Raw genomic sequence first — 17,912 nt, 5'->3', positions numbered from 1 at the left:
TTACAATGATAGTATTGGGAGGAGTTTTAATTGGTAAAGAGTTGGCGCATCCTGGTAAATTCTTTGTCCGAGTGTGGTACAAAAGATGGCGCAGGTGGTACATTCCTATGGCCGTAATCACCTAGTAAACTTAGGTTAAAATAAATCATAAATTATCCCCCTTTAAGAAGGCCATTTTTATTCGCTCCATTTTAGTCTAAAGTTTCCTTAAATTCATTTAACTTCAATTTACAACATATATTACATAAGCATGTTTCTGGGATTATCTTAATGTTGGTAACACAAGTTTATTCCAAGCTTCATCTTTATCACCTCTAACTTGTTAATATATTCCAATATATGCTTGGCCTGGATAAATATTAAACCAATCATTTAATAAATCCTTGTGGCAATATGTTTATTGACTCTTGCTGATAATGATTATCCACTAGTACAAAAAGATGAGATATTTAAAGAAATATTTGAACAAGCAGAGAATTTTAAGAAGTATAGATAAAAAATTAGACTAAGAATCTGTTCAAATTGCTTATTGAACAAGGTGTTTAGTTTGTTGTAGGCCGCAATCAAGTTTATCGGAGGACCACAAAGATATTTCTTATAGTTTTTGCTCAAATAACAACATCTCTACGAAGATTTTTGTGATATTATCCATATAATGAAAAAATACCCATTAAGAGGTGTTGTATGAGCGATGAAAAAAAGGTAAGGGAACTTGAGGCTATAATTGATGAAGATTTTGAGAGTTTGGATTTTTGGAGTATTAATCCAGATGACGCTATTATTCTAGCATGTTCGGTGTTTGAAGAGTTCGCATTACAAAATGCTGAACTAAAAGCTAAAGCTACTTCCATTGCCAAAAAGATATTGCTTGATAATCAGCTACTGGATTTAATGGAAGGGCTTGAATGGCTTATTAAAAAGTGCTATTTAAAATGTAAAATAGACGGTTTTACATTGAAAAGTAAAGTCCAATTAATTGAATTTACTAAAGAGGCGTTAGATAAGTCTTTATTACATAGTAAAGCAGAAAAAATTTTTATGCCTTATGGTCAGAAATTGTATACTGCTTGTATCATTAATGAGAAAGATAATGAAGAAAAAATAGAATTCAATTTCCCTTCTGAAAGATTTGCTATTTACGAAGGTATCAATTCTGTTTTGTTGAATGAACATAATTCTTTTAAACTGAAAAAATATGAAAAAACTGATAAAACAATTAGCAAACTATATGATAATATTCCAGAGATGGTATATCAGACAAGAAGTATGGCAAGAGTAGAATTTGATTTTGACTTTCCTGATGAATATAAGGTAGGTCCATATACAATTAAAGACATTAAAAATGTCTGGAGAAGAGTAATACGTGATGCTTGGTGGGCAGATCGGAATAATAAAATTGAAAAACTAATGAACACAGATAACTATCCTAATTTGAGTGAAATAAAGATAGAAAATTGGAGTTTAGATGATGTAAGTGAGGAAGTTGGTACAAAATTAATAACTGACCTAACCTATACTGGCCAAAATAAGGGACAGCAAAAATTTTCCTCACCAATAACAGAACCAATATTCCAACTGTCTGATGGTCGAAAAATAATAAGTCCTAAATTTATTCTATACCACCAACCAGGCAGAAACATACTTTCAACTCTAAATAGGATTTATGGTGATGAAGCAAATAATGATTCAGATTTGAAAGAAATAATATTCATAAATGAATTAGGTTATATTACAAAAAAATACTCCAATCTAATTGTATGTAATAGTGTACCTGTTGAAGGCACTAATATTGATTATGGAATTTATGATAGAGAAACAAACGCTTTAGTTTTATTTGAAATGAAATGGTTTGTTGAACCGGCGACTTCTGTGGAAATTAAAAGTAAAGATAAGGAGATAAAAAAAGGATTACATATTCAGTTGCCAAAATATAAAAAATCAGTGGAAAGTAATTTAAAGGAATTTACTTTAAAAGCTTTTAATGAAGTATTAGAGGTCAAGAACACATATTACTTTGTTTTAACTAGGGTAACAATTGGTAGCGGCTTAATAGAGCCTACTATATTTAATGTAGTAAATCATAGAATGCTTAAAAAAGCTCTATATGATGCTATGGGCAATATAAATGATGCTTCAGAAAAATTAAATAGCGGTTTTTACTACCCTAAGCTAGATGTTGACTTCTCATTTGGAAAAGATGAATCCAAAATGGGAAGAGTGACAGTAATTGCAGACTCTTTTAAACCACAAGATACATCCTATAGTTTATCTGTTCCTGATGATGAGAAAGTGATACTTCACGGAATAGAAATGGATCCTGATAAGGTTCCTATTAATCAATTTAAGCAAGTAGGTCCTAGTGAATACGAATTAATAACACAACCTGTATCAAAGCGAAAAAGGATTGGGCGTAGGGAGCGTAGAGAGCAAGAAAGGGCATTAAGGAAGAGTTTGAAGAAAAAACAAAAGTAACTTTAAAATTATAAGAATTCCTGATAAATAAATTTTTTTACTAATACTTCGAATTATTATTTGAAGTGAATTGGATAAGTATAAGGTAGCTCCTGTTAAACAGGTAGATTTATCCGAAGAGTCGGTTCAAAGGAGTAAATTAATGTTTCGATGTATTTCCAATAAAAGAATCAAGAAAAAAACGCTGTTGAAATTCCAACAGTGTTTTCTTTTTAAAAGAGATTCATTATTTAAGAGTTACCTTCATCCATTTATTTCTATAAACAGATAAATAATCCTCATCAGAACATATACAGGTTGAGTTGGGAGATTTTAATTCAGGTTGTAATAAATACTTATTTGGGGTTTTTAACATATGAAATTGCATTTTATGTTTAATAGAATTGCGGTACATTTTCTCTTTAATTAATTCGATTGCTAAAAGAATTCCTGTTAAAGCAGAAATATGTGCAAGTGGAACGGTTTCTTCTCCAGTATCTGTATTCAAACTGATACCACCACAAATAGCTTCATGATAGAAAGATTGAATTGCTCTTCCAATCCAGGGAGTGAGTTTTTCTGGATTATCATTGCGATATTGTGCAATTCGTTTTATATGATCTCTTGTAAGTCCTACATTTCCACGAATCATATTTAACACTTCCCCGTGGCTAAACCCAATTTGTTCAACTAAATTATCAATTTCGCTTTTTTCTTTTCTAGGGAGTTTATCGTAAAGGCAGGATAAACACCGATATTCTGAATCAAATTCATGTTTTGTGACAGCAAATTCATCCATTCTTGTCCATCCATTAATAATTAGGCGTGGGAGAAGAGATTGAAGTTCTTTTCGTGTTTCGATTGTATCGACGGCACAAACAAGTGTGTCCAGTTTTCTATCCTCTACTTCTTCAATAATGCAATCTTGAATGGTTTTTTGAAAAGGTTTTGCTATTGAAAGAGCCCTTGCAGCTACTTCTGTTTTATTTTTTCCGATATCTTCTTCTTTTGTTAGAATGTAGCGTTGTAAGTTGGATTCCGTGATTTCACGGTTATCCGAGATATTTAACATTCCATTTACAGTATCCATTAGCGATAGTCCATATAAAAAGCCATTTCCCACAGCACCGGCCCCTGCAAGCCATACCTCTCCAACATCAGCATGATATAGATGGTCATTTTCAATTTCTTCAATATTTACAGAGTAATTGAGTAAAGACAATGTAAATTGGTCCGCTAATGTGACATTTAAAAAAGGGGAAAATAAAATTTTAAATAATTCATTTGCAGCAAAACATGCAACTGCTGCGGCAGCTAACGGGTTGTAAAAGTGACCCTTGATAAAATGAGGTTGGTTTCTCGTTAATCTAACAATCCACCCATCAGAATCAAATCGGATCACTTGTTTTGCGATTAAATCTTGTCCACTTTCATTACCAACTGCTAGTAGAACATCAAAATGTTGGTTGGGAGTTGCTCTATTTATGCTCAAGCTTGAGCGAATGTTTTTTGCTAAAATTTGCAGCTCTTTCGTTAGCTTTACATTACCTTGTAAATAAATTCTAGAGTATAAACGAGCCAAAAGGTTAATCGTTGTTTTGGCTGTTACCCATTCATTGTTACTCGGATTTTCTGGAATTGACAAACAAATAAGTGTGTCATTAAGTAGGTTGTTAATTGTTGATTCGTCAAGGCTTGTCATCCGATTTAATGTTAAGAGATTCTTTTCTTCAACATTCATAGAAGGTCACTCCTTTATAATAAAAAGTGTTCGTGCCTTTTGAGGAGCTATTTGCTCCCAACCATTAGATTTTTGATAAATTGCCCAATCAGCAAACGATTTAAACGACGTTTTTCCAAAATTAGGGATTATCATTGAAATAGAACCGGGAAAAATTAGAACGGATTTTTCATTATCTCTTTGAGAGTGGTAAGCTCTTCCGGGATGAGAATGTACCTGAATAGGCATTGATAGTTTATGTTTATACAAATACATATTTAATCGATTAAGTTCATCACCTGGAATGTCAACCCATGCACCTTGCGGGCTTTTATATCCCGTTTGTTTTGGAATTAAGAGCTCAGTTACTTCAAAAGAATGCTGCTCTATTTTTTTACCTGCCCAAAAGACAAACAATTCGTAACCGTGGTGTCCTTTTTCTTTTACAGCGAATATTGTTTCATCCAGGATGTGCTTTGGAATAATCCATTTCTGAATACCTTGATAATTCATATTTTATCTCCTTTATTCGTAAATGACTGAGTATGCACGTTCAACACAGTAAATAATATTCATCGATTGCTTGTAATTCTGCCATAGATCATTGAGGTGGCTTGTATGAGTGTGATATTCCCAAAAACCTTGCATGCAGATAAATGGTAAATGTGTAACAGGATGATCATCAAGAATGAGCCTTCCGGTTTTCTTGACTAATTTACGTATTTCTTGATAGGTCAACGGGGTAAAATCGATGGGATTAGCATAATAAACTGATGGTGGATATAGATCATAATTTCTGCAGTTAACAATTATTGCGATTTCCCCATTAAAAATAATTTTTAAAAAAGGGAATTTGATTTCAGCAAATTCCCATCCTTGATTTTTCCAATAGTCTGGCTTCTGTTGAAAAAGGGTTGTTTCACGATTAAATTTTATACTTGCAATTTCATAATCTAAGATTTGTTGGTCGGGATTATTCATTCCCACCACCACCATCATTTCGATTCATGAATAAAATTGCTTGACCCGTGATATTGTGGTCAATTAATTTATCATGAGCTTGAAAAACCGTACCTGAATCAGTTTTTAAATAAAAATCATTAGGATTCAGATCAGGACTACCATTTAAGACTTCAGCAATAATCGAATGAGCATTTCGGTTGTTTGGAACAGTTTTAATTACCTCCTCTCCGTTATAAATGATTGTTAACGTAACCTTTTTTTCATTCATTATAGAAGCCTCCTAAAAAAAGTGTTTTTACAACTGCAAACAAATTCGTTTGCTATGATTAACATCATACAAGCCTATTTTATGTTTGTCAACGTAAATATTTCGTTTGCTGTAGTTTACGATTTTGGGGTACAATAGGATTAGGAGGGAAAGCAATGAATATTGGAGGTAAAATTAAAGAAATCCGTGAAAAGAAGGGTTGGACAGTTACGCAACTTGCTGAAACAAGTGATGTTTCTAAAGCCTATATTTCACAGCTAGAAAATAGTCCTGATAAAAAAGTTTCAGCGGACATTTTGTTCAAAATTGCAAACGCACTTGGCACAACAATGGGCTTTTTAATGGGAAAAGAAGTACCAGTTTCAAAAGCGGGTGACATTCCAGTGGAATTACGCCAATTTGCAGAGAAAAACAATTTAACACAAGAAGAAATTGAAATGCTTGCAGGCATAAAGTATCGCGGAAAGCAACCTCAGACAGAAAAAGATTGGGGATTTGTTTATAATACAATAAAACTCGCAACACAGGAGGATTAAACGTTGAGGAGATACCGGAGTACCGCTGTTCAACAATTGATGGATGGAAATCCCAATTTTCAAAATCCTGAAGAAGTAATAAAACATAAAGTGCAAGAACTACACGAATCTTACTTTTTTCTACATGATGAAGATTCTTTTCCTATTAACATGGATATGCTAGCCTCGATTGCAGGCGTGAAAGTAAAAAAGACAATTATGCCAGATGGAATATCAGGTCAATTAATCCCAGCTAGTGAGGGAATGATTGCCCAAATCAATATATTAGATCCTAATTACAGACAAAATTTTACCATCGGTCATGAAGTAGGGCATACTTTTTTTCCGGGTTTTACTAAAAAGAAATTTCGTGCAGAAAGAGAGAAGTTGTTCTGGAGCGACAGAATTAACATAGAAGACGAGGAAGAATACCTTTGTGATTTTGCAGCTTCGGAACTGTTAATTCCCACCTCACATTTTTTGGAGCAATTGGAGGAGCTGGGATTTGCAGTCTCGAGTATCCCAAAATTATCATCCTACTTCGGGGCTTCTTATGAAGCGATTGCCATTAAAATGGCGAGTGTAGCAAATTTTCCATGCGCGATTTTAATTAGTGAAAAAGGGCTAAAACCAAGTGAACAAAAGCAAATGGAAAAGGAAAAAACACAGTTATCATTTTTTGAACCGATTCAATTTAAGGAAAAACTTCGGGTTAAATACGCTGCAAGATCATCGTTTTGGGGCAATGAATTTATTCCATCTAAGGCCTCCATTCCTGAAGATTCTTCAATCTATATTGCTGCAAAAACATGTGAGATGATAAAATCAGATGCTGAAAAATTAGAAATTAAAAAATTTAAAGGTGTTTTTGATCTTGAGACCTATCCATTAGATTTTTATGATGAAGAAGGACATTCAACAAAAACATTTACTCTTATTAAACAATCTTCATAATAGGTTTCAATCAATCATATAGCATGTAATTTACGAATAATAGGTAAGGTAAACACTTCCACATCTAATTGTCTGCGATCACTACTCAAGCCAGGTGGAGTGCGGAAACATTTTGTAATTAACCTAAATCAAAAAATTATGTCTATTGGGAGCTGCAAATCAAGATCATTCTCTACTTGATTTGCAGTTTTTTATTGTTTTTCATACTTACTATAAAAAACGCAGTCCCTACTTTTGTTTGCGACGCTCCTGGTGGGGGTGGGAAGATAGCTCTACAACCTAATTATCTCATTTCACAGAGTCCTGAAAAAGTGGTACTGCGAAACTTTGAAGGGGTGATTACATCCTATCCGGAACCGGAGAATTACGTCCCCGGCCTAGCGGATGACTATTTCAAAGGAATCTACAATGATCATGAAAAGTATAAGTCAAATGTAGGAATAGCCGCAGTCATGAACGACAGTAAATTCAACCTTATCCCAGAAGATCTGAACCGTTTAAATCGTAGACAGAAGTATCAGGAGGATCAATCACATTCCTCTTTGAAGGATAAACGTGAGAAGCGCGATGAGTTGAAGGAGAAGAAGTTCCAGGCACAACAAAATAAAACTGTTGATAGCCACCCAGCCAATAAGGAAGGCTCAACTACCGTTGAATAGGAGTGTGAATAAGGATATAACTTGTGAATGGTGTGGAGGAAAAGCCTTCGAAGGGGAAGGGACGGTTTATTGGGAGTTGCCGGATGGTTCGAGGGCTATTGAGATTACGGCAACACCTACCGTTATATGTAAGGAATGTGAGATGGCGTACCAGTCTGATAATGTAACTAAGGAAATTGAGGATCAATTGTTTTTAGTTGATAAAAAAAAGATTGGTAGTTCGATAAGTTTTAAGGAACTAATGGAGGTCCTCGATTGTTGAAGAGAAATTATTTTGATTTTTCTTCTTAGAATAATCCTATTAATACTAGGCACTCAGCGATGAGTGCCTTTGTTATGTGATAAACCTATCTAGGTTAATATTAATTCATGAAATACTTCACTTAAATTAAAGGGAAATGTGGAATATGGAAATCTTCATTTGCTTACTGCGTAGTAGACTATTACTGCGCAATAAATATGATGATTTTTAGGTGACTTTGTGAAACAATGTACTTAACTCCCTCAGTTAAATTCGATTATCTCTCAAACTTTAGTATCGATAATTTTAAGACATTATTCACAACCTCCAGTTTCCAAGTGTCCTTTGCATTTAAACAAAAATATACTAGTGTACCAAGCAATAACCTATTAACGAAGAAGCAGGATTCGTTCCATTGCATTTATTTCTCAATTAAGGAAGGATTTATTAACTTTCCATTAATCTTAGGAAGGGTAAAGCTCACTTTTGTTCCCATATATTTAGTACTCGTAACCTCTATATTGCCGCCCAAGTTCTCAATAATCCTGTAAACCACCATCATTCCAAGTCCTGTCCCGTGTGATGAATTCGAATAGAACGGCATACCTATATTTTTTAGTTGTTCATCCTCCATCCCTTTCCCGTCATCTATTATTAAAATCTTACAATTAGTATCGGTAACTTCACAATGAATTTCAATCAATGTGCTTTTGGCTTCAATGCTATTGTTGAAAATATTGACAATAGCATGGATAAACTGTTCAAGATTACCAGGAATGGTGCATGATGGTATATTTTCTGCTTTAATTAGAGTGTTATTACTGGAAGTAACTGGTATTAACAAGTCGATTGAACTGGAAATGGCGCATTTTAATTCAAATGTATCTCTCTTCTCCGTATAAGGCTTGGCAAATGTTAGGTAATTAGTTACAACCTTATCCACCATGTCAATTTCATCAAGCGCCAATTGAAGAAAGTATTCCTTCTTTTCCTGGAGGAGGTCTGGGTCATCCCTCAACAACTGTAATACTCCCCTTGAAGTTGTTAATGGGTTTTTAATTTCATGATTTACAGCGGCTGCCAATTGGCTTAAAACCTCTATCTTTTCTGACTGGATTATTTTCCTTCTCAATAAATAATTCCTATGAATCAATTCAAACATACAAGATACCAGGATTATTCCAAAGGCATTGAATAAAATGTACCCAATCCACATTCCCAGGTGGAACAAACCTTCTTGAAAATAGGAATTGGCTACGAGAAATATAAATGAAAAAACGATATTTACAGCTACTCCCAGGAGCAATTTTTGTTTTGAAGAAATTCGGAAATATAATGGTGATAAATATACCGCCAAAATGAACAGTAAGATTAAAATCGATATAGATATAAATTCACCGGTTCCCCCTTGGATCAACCTTATTACTATTCCTAAAAAAGTAAGGAATAGTCCAGTTAAAGGGCCACCATATAAAATACCAAACCAAAAAGGGATCCGGCGTAAATCATAATGTATTCCTACTACTTCATAAAAAGAAAAAGACATACATATTGTCATTACTATAATTGAAGTAATTAAAATTGAGAGTTTATGGGGGTAGCGACTATTGGGACTACTTTCCCTCCAAATTTGATGAATGATAATTCCTAAAAGAATGGCTAACAGATTTATTAAGAGATTTATTGTTACATTTACCACACGAAAGGCTCCTTAAAAATATATTTTCTTATTTAAATACGAATTCAACAAAAGTAGTTCAACGTCTGCATAACTAATCTACAACTTACCAAAAAGGAAAAATATTGTACTTGGTAGGTTCCACTCTAGTGATTCCACGTAGTTTAGTCTCCCTATTATATATTAATTGAACGAATATTGAATATATTTTTTGGTGCACTTTACACTTGGCAATCATTAGTAAGTGGTGGATCAAAATACTCACGACTATATTCATGATTGAAAAAGAAGGCTATTTTATTTTATTATAATTTCAAAATCATAACTAATTTGCAAGGTTTTTTTTGTAGGGGGTGCAGTTAGTGGATGCAACCATCGAGGAACTAAATAATCTGGCTGACTATGACAATGTACTGATTGTCGATAAGAACGGTGTTATCATTTTCTACGATCTTGCCGATATCAAAATTGTTAAAACTCTCTTAAATTTAAGGGTAATGTGGAATAAGGAAATCTTCAATTGCTTAATGCGTAGTAGACGTATACTGCGCAATAAGTATTTTGATTTTTGGGTGAATTTGTGAAGGAATACCAGGAAATCAAAAATGTTGCGGACGGTACCTTTAAAGATTAAAGCAAAAGGCACAACTTCATCAGTTGTGCTTTTTGCGCGTAAAACCCTATAAGAATGGTCCAGGTGCATCAACGTTGTTAATGAATGTCTTGAATAACTTTTTCTAAGAAGTCACCCATTTGCTTAATGACTGGCTCTGAAAAATCAAAACGGACTCCTGTTTCTTCATAAACCTTTGCGATAGATTGATTTAAGTCCGCACTTGCACCTTTTTTGAAGGATTCCACAGCCTGCTCGGGATTGTTCTGATAATTCTCAAGTAATTGAAGAGCACCAAGCATCGACATAGAGTATTCAATAGTATAGAAAGGAATGTGGAAATAATGAAGGGTGTCTGCCCAGCTCATCCCAATTTCCTTCTCAAACCCAGAAGTATCCACAGGGTTTAAGCCATAACGTTTTGAAATTTCAAAGAATTTTTGATCACGTTCTTCGGCAGTGTGCGTAGGATTTGTATACATCCAGTGCTGGAAGAGATCCCCAGACAATGGGTTGAATAACATTGTAAATGCGTATCTTAGCTCTTCACGCTGTGCGCTCTTAAAATCTTCTTCATCTGGATAAAAACAATCTAGCTTATCCAATAAGAGCAATTGCATCCCAAAAGAATATAGTTCGGCAATTTCCGCTCGCCATTGGTGGTAATCAAAAGGACCGTGTTCGGAAAACTCAAGGTACCCATTCACCGCGTGGCCCATTTCATGGATTAATGTGCTTAGTGAATCATGGGATGGACTAAAGTTCGCAAAAACAAAGATATCCCCTGAAACAAGTAAGGGTTCACAGAAAGCATGTGGGCCTTTTCCTTTCCTAACTTCGAGATCTAGTAATCCATGCTCTCTCATGTAATTGAAACGCTCTCCAAAATAGGGGTCGGTCTTCCCTAACATTTCTGAAACGCCATCCATAAGAGTAGACACTTCGGAGTATGGTGGTATTTTCAACAATTTAGCGGTGTTATCCCAAGGGCGATAAGTATCGACATCAAGCTTGTACTTAAACACATCTGCGAGCCTGTTCCAAGCTGGGATAATATGCTTTTCTACATTTTCATGAAAGTCATAGCAATCTTGAACGCTATACTCACGATTTTTTTCTACAAACATATACTCACGATAATTTTCAAAGCCTGCATGTAAAGCAATTTGATGGCGCAGACTAACGAGTTCGTCCATGATGGCATCCATATCGGGTTTAATTTGACGATGGGCTGACATCATGGCATGATAAGCTTTTTCACGCACCTCTCTATCTAGATGAGCAAGCTGAGATTTGATAAACGGAAAAGGCTTTTCCTCCCCCTCCCATTCAACGGTTAATCCTCCCATAATTTCACTATACTTCGTACAGAGCTCTTGTTCTTTTACCATTAAAGGAATGTTTTCTTCTCTGAACAACTTCACTTTAGACTCCCGAACGCGTCGCATTAAGCCGTAACGTTTTTCATCTAGTTCATGAAAATAGGGAGACTCACAGAATTTCTCACTGAGTTTAGCTTCATATTTCAATAAGAGTGGCTGGATTACTTGCTGATCGTGAAGATACGTCGACTTAATTTCCTTATCCTCTGTGTTTCGGTAGAAGTCGAGATGGTGACCTGTCATCGCCTCATTGATTTTAAACATTAATTCCTTTTCATCTTCTAACCACTTTTCTAGATCAGAAACGGATTCGATTTGAACATCTAGTAAGCTTCGAAATTGAGCTTCTACCCCTTCTACATTCTTTAAATCAACTAATTCTTTATAATACTTTTGACTTAATTCTTTTGACATTAAATCACTTCCTTTCTGCTTTTTCGTTACTTAATATTTATATTATCGAACCCTATTGCTTAAGTCTATTTTAAATTTAAAAAAAATTCTGATTATTTTGACCGATAAGATTTATGAAGACCAAAAAAGAGAGGATGATAAGGTCCAAACTAGAGAATGTTAGAAGTATTACGAGTATTTGTAAATTATTCAATAGAGAAAAACTGACATGAAAAATTAGTTTTACTATACAGTACAAATATACTGGTAATAGATAAACATTTAGAGACGATCACTTTTAGGGTGGTTGTCTTTTTTATTTACCATGTGGGGTGAAGATAACAGCATATTTGTCAATGGGAATGAGATCAATGGGAATGAGATTTTTTACGATATCGTAATGCCATTTTTACCAACTGATGTAGTCAAAGAATTTGAGACAATCTTAATGGAATAAAGTAGTTCAAACAAAGTGTGATTTAGTTAGGTTCTTAGAGTTTGATTATCCTGATGCTGAAAATGAGCAAGAATTTGACGAGATCCCAATGTAACTAAAGTAAGGCAATAATTTCATAGTAAACGATCTGAAGAAGTCCAAAATATGCAGTAGTTTATTTTCATAACCTCGTATATTATGGACTTTTTAGCTTCTAAAAAATAGTATTGGAGCAGGTTAATGTAAAGAATTTAAGTTCAAAAATTTGGAATAATAACTTCTAATGAAAATGATGAAGGTGGGGGTACAGTACCTCATTAAGGAGAATATTAGTATGAAGACATTACAGGATCCAGAAAAAATGAAAAAAGTAGGCAGTTTCTACGAAATGAATACTAAAGCAAATCAAGAATATATAGAGTTTTGGAAGGAGCATACATTGTTCCATTGGGACTTTTGGGTAGCCTTAATATTCATAATAGTACCGATTATTTTTTGGATTAAAATTCGAAAAAAAGAAAGTTCAAATCGGCTTTTATTTGTTGGATTTTTTGTACTCATTATTGCTTCTTACCTGGATTTTGTAGGAGTTCAATTTGGAAAGTGGTATTACACAGGTAAAGCACTACCAACTATCCCTTCATATCTTCCTTGGGATTGGACCATTTTCCCTGTTTTTGTCATGACCTTGATTCAGTTTAAACCGTCGATTTCCCCTTTAATTAAAGGTCTTTTCTTCGCCGGTTTTAGTGCCTTTGTTGGTGAACCCTTATTTCTTTGGTTAGGTTTTTATGTTATGAATGATTGGCATACTTATTATTCCTTCCCTATTTAATTTGTTATTTATTTATTAGCTCATAAAATGAGTACCGTTAAAAATTTTGAACCCATAAAATAAAAGAACATCTTGTTAAACTAAAGTGCAGTTATATTTAGTATCAACTTAAAAAGTGTTGAAGGAATCCACCTTTTATCGTTGTTTACATGTATTCATAGGTACCGGATTTATGGACTTGAATTAAGTAATATTTGGGTACCAGTAGATCTTGTGATTACGCAGTCTCTCCATCAGGTAACTAGTCTAGAAGAAGTACACTTCCACACTAAACTTCAAGGGCGTATCTTTTCCCTGTTAAATATATCTATTTCCATATCTTTGAATACGTTAAATACTATAAAAAATACTTTGTATTTTAATGTTCTGCATTTTTTTTCCTAGCAGAAAATAATAAGATCGGGGTGATAAAATGGCGACTGCTAAAATAGGGGACAATATATTATTTAAGCGTGAGGGGCAAAGCTATAAAGGAAATGTTACGGTTGTAAGAGAAAATTCTGTTATTGTTGATTACGGATACAATAAAGAAAAGAACCAACCACTTACAACCATAGTCAATCATAAAAATTATAAAATTACTAATGAAGCTTTGTGAAAAATTATACTCAAACTAACTGGGTGTTAATCTTCTATAAGTTTTAATCCTATATGGCCGAGAATATACGGGATAATATTCATCCTTTGTATGATCTCGGTTTATTTATTTTTATATGGAAAGTATAGAGAATGTTTGTTGAAGAAGGGTATTTCCTGTTTTAAGCGAATTAAAATTTCAAATAAACTTTACACGAATACGGGTATTGAAAACACAGGAACATAGGAGGTAGCAGATATGAAGATCAATAAAATAGATCATGTGAGTATAAACGTAAATGATCTTTCAGAGGCTAAAGCGTTTTTCCTTGATTTAGGACTTGAAGTGCAAGCCGAATGGGAATTAGATGGAGAACAGTTGGACAGAATAGTTGGGCTTAATAATGTTAAAACGACATGTGTAGGATTAGGGATGCCAGATGGTCAGACATGGATAGAGCTAGTCAAATTTTATACGCCGTCAGATGAAAAAGATATTCAGCAACCTTTTGCAAATACGCTGGGTATCCGACATATTTGCTTTGCTGTTGAAGATATTGAAGCTATTGTTGCAAAATTGAAACAGAAGGGCACGGAAATCTTTAGTGAGATACAACAATATGAAGAAAGTTATAAGTTATGCTACGTTCGTGGTCCAGAGGGAATTATTTTAGAGTTGGCGGAGAAAATCAGATAAATATTGAATGGAACTATAAATGTTTTAGCTCTCAAACTTTAAAAGATTTCTCTTTAAATATGGAAATTTATCTCACAGAAGTTTGTATTTTTTTAAATACCTATAATGAACTATAACTTAAGAAAAAGTATCGTTCGGTTTGCGAGTATTCAATAATTGGTTAGGATAGCTGGAGTAGGGTTTCTTGTCATGATTGGGGTTCATGGTGGCATTGATTCGGTTTTAATAAAGTGAATAATGTTGAATAATTATTCGTTAGTGTCATTGAGGACTTAAGCTAACGGGGCTGTTTACCTTAAGAAGAATCCTTCACAAAGCTATAGAAAAAAGCCGACCTCCTCATATTGAAGACCGGAATTTTTTATTAATAATAACTTCAACTTTTTATCAATTATACTTATCCCTCTTCCAGATACTAAGCGAAATAAAAGTATGCCGAAATACGTAAAACACATAAGTTTGTCGACAACCTTAAGCAGCCAAGGTTGCTATTTTTTTCTCATCCTTAATAAAGGTTTTGAAATAATCGGAGTAAACACACCTGAAAGAATCGCTTCAGTAATTCCATTAGTGGCTACAATGGTCAGTAGTGCAGGCAGGAGCTGCTCTAAGTCCATTTTCAAAAAGTTCGCATATGGTTCCCGATAAAATAAATAAATGAATCCAAGCACTAAAACAGTATTTGTTAAAGATCCTAGCACACCGGCAACACTCATTCTTACCGTTTCATTGAGTTTCCCGCTGAGTAATCTATGGAACACATAAGCAGCAACCACACCAATTAAAATCCGAGGCAAAACGGATACAAGCGGATTCGTGAAAACAATTGGTGCAATTAGGCTTGTCGGGGCGACAAATGCCCTAATGAACGTGATGAATCCCCATATGCCGCCTATAATGGCTCCTTCCTTCGTTCCGAGGACGATTGCTGCGATTATGACCGTTACCTGGATAATCGTCAAGCTAAGTGGTCCTATAGGGATATATCCTAAAAACGGGATTGTCGTTTGAATAATGATTATGGCAGAAAGCATCCCTACAAGGACGATTCGGAATGTCTTATTATTATTGTTCATAAAAAACTCCTTTTAACTAATAATATAATCTTCGTTATCATTCTACAAATAAGAGAATTGGGGGACAGGCCATTAAGCGTTATTTTCTAGATTCTTCTAATCATTTTGTTGGCCATATACTGTGATATTAGCAAATTCTCTTCATTATTAATATTTATTTAACGGATTATTACTAGAAATAATCGAAGGATAAATAACCAATGCACAATCTATTATAGATTAATCCTTTAAAAGACTGTGATAAAAAAATGTAGTAATCTAACGAATGCAATTCTTCCATAACAAACTAATTGAAGGAGTCTATAATATACATGGTTCTACTCAAAACCCTGTGTATGTTGGATTTTTTTGCTGTTAAACGGATACAGGCTAGGTAGGTATAAATAAAACTATTTTCCAAAATACAGGAATTCCCTTGAAAGATGCGGAATATTTTACTATGAAAATACGTAATTTTCGGAGGTAATTAATGAATATTCAAGCTGTTTTCATAGATAGGGATGGAACTATTGGAGGTAGTGATAAGGTTATTTATCCTGGGGAGTTTGAACTTTTCCCATATGTTGCTGAATCAGTCCAGTTATTGAAAAAGTCTGGAATTTTGATATGTTCATTTACAAATCAGCCAGGAATCTCTAAAGGTGAGTCTACATTTCAAAGGTTTGAAACGGAACTCAAAGATTTTGGATTTGATAAAATTTACCTTTGCCCCCACCAACATAATGAAGGATGTATATGTAGAAAACCATCACCAGCCATGCTAGAAAATGCGGCTAAAGAAAATAGCCTTGATTTAAAGAAATGTGTAGTAATTGGTGATAGATGGACGGATATGTTAGCTGCCGATGAAGTAGGATGTATAAAGATTTTAGTGAAAACGGGTAGTGGGAAAGAGACTTTTGATAAATATAAAAACAATGGGTTCTTTGGACGTTGGGAAGAAGTAAAGCCCGATTATGTTGCGGAGGATTTAAATGAAGCTGTTAAATGGTTAATGGCAACCTTATGAGTTTTTATCAACTCATCAACGAAAGGATGCGATTGTCCATAGTGAATCATTATATTACAAATCACAGTAGACAACAAACAAACTCTGTAATCAACCATTTCAAATTATTGCTTCATTGCGAAATAGAAGTGTTATGATTACACCTGAAGGCGGAGAGCCTATGGTGGTAAACTATTTAGGATTCACTCAATCGACAGATGGTAAACAAGAACCAAAGTTCCGTTTACCACAGGGTGCTACTTTTAATTCAAGAACAATATGATCTAAAGTTGAAACCAGTTTCTTCTGGTATCGTAATCCGCAAAGGGGAGACGGTTGTATATTCTTCAAAAATCATAAAATCAATAAGAAATCATTAAAGACTGCCAGTATTTGAACCAGAAAATATTAATGTACGTGATACGGTCATGCACAATCATATTTGCTAAACTTAAATTCTGAGGTCCCTATTATTTAACCTTGTAAGATAACCAGTGGAGGAGGATTTCAAATGCATCAGGAAGATAAACAATGGTCACACGAAACGAAACGTCATACAAACAAATCGCTCATGCTGTTAAATGTTAGATTGGAAAATGGATATCAGTATGAAAAAGGACAGGTAGTTGCTACTGAAACGGTCTTGAGAAACATACAAATCGATAATGGTATTATTACCAAGATCCAAAAGACAGAGTTACCTTATAGTAAGGATATTGATTTATTTGATGCGAAAGGTATGCTTTTGCTTCCCTCTTTTAGAGAAATGCATATTCATTTAGATAAAACTTATTATGGTGGTCCTTGGAAGGCGGGAGCGAATAGGGCAAGCATATTTGATATGATTTCTTTGGAACAGAAGCTGCTGCCAGAGCTACTACCAACTGCCCAGGATCGTGCGGAAAAATTAGTAGAGTTGATCCTAGGATATGGCTCAACGTTTGTTAGAAGTCATTGTAATATTGACCCAGTTGTTGGTTTGAAAAATCTCGAGAATCTTCATTGCGCACTTGAGAAGTATAAAGATAAAATTTCATATGAAGTCGTTGCTTTCCCACAACATGGGTTACTGCGTTCAAATGTAGAGGGTCTTTTACGAGATGCAATGCAGCTTGGAGTAACACATGTAGGAGGACTTGATCCAACCTTAGTTGATGACGATATGGAGAAATCATTACAAACAATGGTACAAATCGCAGTTGACCATAATGTAGGTGTAGATATTCACCTTCATGAAGGTGGAGAGACAGGAATTAAGGCAATTCAAAGACTGGCAGATCTCACGGAGGATGCTGGTTTAGAGGGGAAAGTGACGATTAGTCATGCATTCTCACTTGCTTCTTTAACCGAAGGAAAGGGCATTGAACTTGCAGATAGACTTGCTTCTTTAGATATATCGATTGCAACATCTGTTCCTATCGGTAGGGGTGTTATGCCAATCCCGTTGCTTCAAAAGCAAGGTGTTAA

Annotated in this window: 18 protein-coding genes and 2 pseudogenes; 13 read left to right on the top strand and 7 right to left on the bottom strand. The window is 34.5% G+C overall.

All coding sequences use genetic code 11. The annotated features are described in order from the left end of the window. Positions 1-684 precede the first annotated feature (684 nt). Complete coding sequence (locus LRP83_RS22430; protein WP_230499061.1) at positions 685-2,472, top strand: hypothetical protein; 1,788 nt, start codon at positions 685-687, stop codon at positions 2,470-2,472. A gap of 226 nt (positions 2,473-2,698) precedes the next feature. Here LRP83_RS22430 and LRP83_RS22425 read toward each other — a convergent pair whose 3' ends face one another. Genes LRP83_RS22425 through LRP83_RS22410 form a run of 4 tightly spaced genes read right to left on the bottom strand, consistent with a single transcriptional unit; the run spans position 2,699 to position 5,402 of the window. Next, on the bottom strand, positions 2,699-4,192 hold the full coding sequence (locus LRP83_RS22425) for a ThiF family adenylyltransferase (RefSeq protein WP_230499060.1): 1,494 nt from the start codon (positions 4,190-4,192) through the stop codon (positions 2,699-2,701). 6 nt (positions 4,193-4,198) lie between these two features. Next, a complete protein-coding gene (locus LRP83_RS22420; protein ID WP_230499059.1) occupies positions 4,199-4,684 on the bottom strand; it encodes a Mov34/MPN/PAD-1 family protein in 486 nt (161 codons plus the stop codon). A gap of 12 nt (positions 4,685-4,696) precedes the next feature. After that, entirely contained in the window at positions 4,697-5,152 is a 456-nt protein-coding gene (locus tag LRP83_RS22415; protein WP_230499058.1) for a putative metal-binding protein, read from the bottom strand. Beyond that, positions 5,145-5,402 (bottom strand): DUF2604 domain-containing protein, encoded by a 258-nt coding sequence (locus LRP83_RS22410; RefSeq protein WP_230499057.1) that lies wholly within the window; start codon positions 5,400-5,402, stop codon positions 5,145-5,147. Before LRP83_RS22410 ends, LRP83_RS22415 begins: the two co-directional genes overlap by 8 nt. Before the next feature lie 155 nt (positions 5,403-5,557). On the opposite strand from LRP83_RS22410, the gene LRP83_RS22405 reads away from it, so the two are divergent. From LRP83_RS22405 to LRP83_RS22390, 4 genes and pseudogenes are all read left to right on the top strand, one after another. Continuing rightward, positions 5,558-5,938 carry a helix-turn-helix domain-containing protein gene (locus LRP83_RS22405; protein ID WP_230499056.1) on the top strand — a complete coding sequence of 127 codons (381 nt, stop codon included), beginning with the start codon at positions 5,558-5,560 and terminating at the stop codon, positions 5,936-5,938. Between the two features lie 3 nt (positions 5,939-5,941). Next, a complete protein-coding gene (locus tag LRP83_RS22400; protein WP_230499055.1) occupies positions 5,942-6,871 on the top strand; it encodes an ImmA/IrrE family metallo-endopeptidase in 930 nt (309 codons plus the stop codon). Positions 6,872-7,092: 221 nt separating this feature from the next. Continuing rightward, a pseudogene (locus LRP83_RS22395) lies at positions 7,093-7,530 on the top strand (lysine 2,3-aminomutase); the annotation flags it as partial. A 4-nt stretch (positions 7,531-7,534) separates the two neighbouring features. Next, positions 7,535-7,821, top strand: a pseudogene (locus LRP83_RS22390) (YokU family protein). A 371-nt stretch (positions 7,822-8,192) separates the two neighbouring features. Here the strand turns inward: LRP83_RS22390 and LRP83_RS22385 are convergent. Next, entirely contained in the window at positions 8,193-9,470 is a 1,278-nt protein-coding gene (locus tag LRP83_RS22385) for an ATP-binding protein (RefSeq protein ID WP_230499054.1), read from the bottom strand. A 341-nt stretch (positions 9,471-9,811) separates the two neighbouring features. On the opposite strand from LRP83_RS22385, the gene LRP83_RS22380 reads away from it, so the two are divergent. Next, positions 9,812-10,033 (top strand): hypothetical protein, encoded by a 222-nt coding sequence (locus LRP83_RS22380; RefSeq protein WP_230499053.1) that lies wholly within the window; start codon positions 9,812-9,814, stop codon positions 10,031-10,033. Between the two features lie 127 nt (positions 10,034-10,160). On the opposite strand, the gene LRP83_RS22375 is transcribed toward LRP83_RS22380, so the two are convergent. Continuing rightward, entirely contained in the window at positions 10,161-11,858 is a 1,698-nt protein-coding gene (locus LRP83_RS22375) for a M3 family oligoendopeptidase (RefSeq protein ID WP_230499052.1), read from the bottom strand. Between the two features lie 304 nt (positions 11,859-12,162). Between LRP83_RS22375 and LRP83_RS23280 the strand changes: the two genes are divergently transcribed. From LRP83_RS23280 to LRP83_RS22360, 4 genes are all read left to right on the top strand, one after another. Further along, the gene (locus tag LRP83_RS23280; protein ID WP_290369609.1) at positions 12,163-12,294 is read left to right on the top strand and encodes a hypothetical protein; all 132 of its coding nucleotides are present in this window, start codon (positions 12,163-12,165) and stop codon (positions 12,292-12,294) included. A gap of 313 nt (positions 12,295-12,607) precedes the next feature. Then, on the top strand, positions 12,608-13,108 hold the full coding sequence (locus tag LRP83_RS22370; RefSeq protein WP_230499051.1) for a CBO0543 family protein: 501 nt from the start codon (positions 12,608-12,610) through the stop codon (positions 13,106-13,108). A 412-nt stretch (positions 13,109-13,520) separates the two neighbouring features. Beyond that, positions 13,521-13,706: a DUF2187 family protein gene (locus LRP83_RS22365; RefSeq protein WP_230499050.1), complete on the top strand. Its 186-nt coding sequence runs from the start codon at positions 13,521-13,523 to the stop codon at positions 13,704-13,706. Positions 13,707-13,943: 237 nt separating this feature from the next. Next, positions 13,944-14,381 (top strand): VOC family protein, encoded by a 438-nt coding sequence (locus tag LRP83_RS22360; RefSeq protein ID WP_230499049.1) that lies wholly within the window; start codon positions 13,944-13,946, stop codon positions 14,379-14,381. Positions 14,382-14,869: 488 nt separating this feature from the next. Here LRP83_RS22360 and LRP83_RS22355 read toward each other — a convergent pair whose 3' ends face one another. Further along, positions 14,870-15,457 (bottom strand): ECF transporter S component, encoded by a 588-nt coding sequence (locus LRP83_RS22355; protein WP_230499048.1) that lies wholly within the window; start codon positions 15,455-15,457, stop codon positions 14,870-14,872. Between the two features lie 469 nt (positions 15,458-15,926). Between LRP83_RS22355 and LRP83_RS22350 the strand changes: the two genes are divergently transcribed. The 3 genes from LRP83_RS22350 to LRP83_RS22340 all read left to right on the top strand — a co-directional run. Continuing rightward, positions 15,927-16,466, top strand: coding sequence for an HAD-IIIA family hydrolase (locus LRP83_RS22350; RefSeq protein WP_230499047.1), 540 nt, complete (start codon positions 15,927-15,929; stop codon positions 16,464-16,466). Positions 16,467-16,581: 115 nt separating this feature from the next. Then, on the top strand, positions 16,582-16,728 hold the full coding sequence (locus LRP83_RS22345; protein WP_230499046.1) for a hypothetical protein: 147 nt from the start codon (positions 16,582-16,584) through the stop codon (positions 16,726-16,728). Positions 16,729-16,956: 228 nt separating this feature from the next. Beyond that, on the top strand, positions 16,957-17,912 hold a 956-nt coding region (locus LRP83_RS22340), incomplete at its 3' end, for an amidohydrolase family protein (protein WP_230499045.1).

This window comes from Pseudoneobacillus rhizosphaerae (genome assembly GCF_917563885.1).
Taxonomy (GTDB): Bacteria; Bacillota; Bacilli; order Bacillales; family Cytobacillaceae; genus Pseudoneobacillus; species Pseudoneobacillus rhizosphaerae.
Note: the sequence above shows the minus strand (reverse complement) of the source record. Positions and strands in the feature narration are given on the sequence as shown.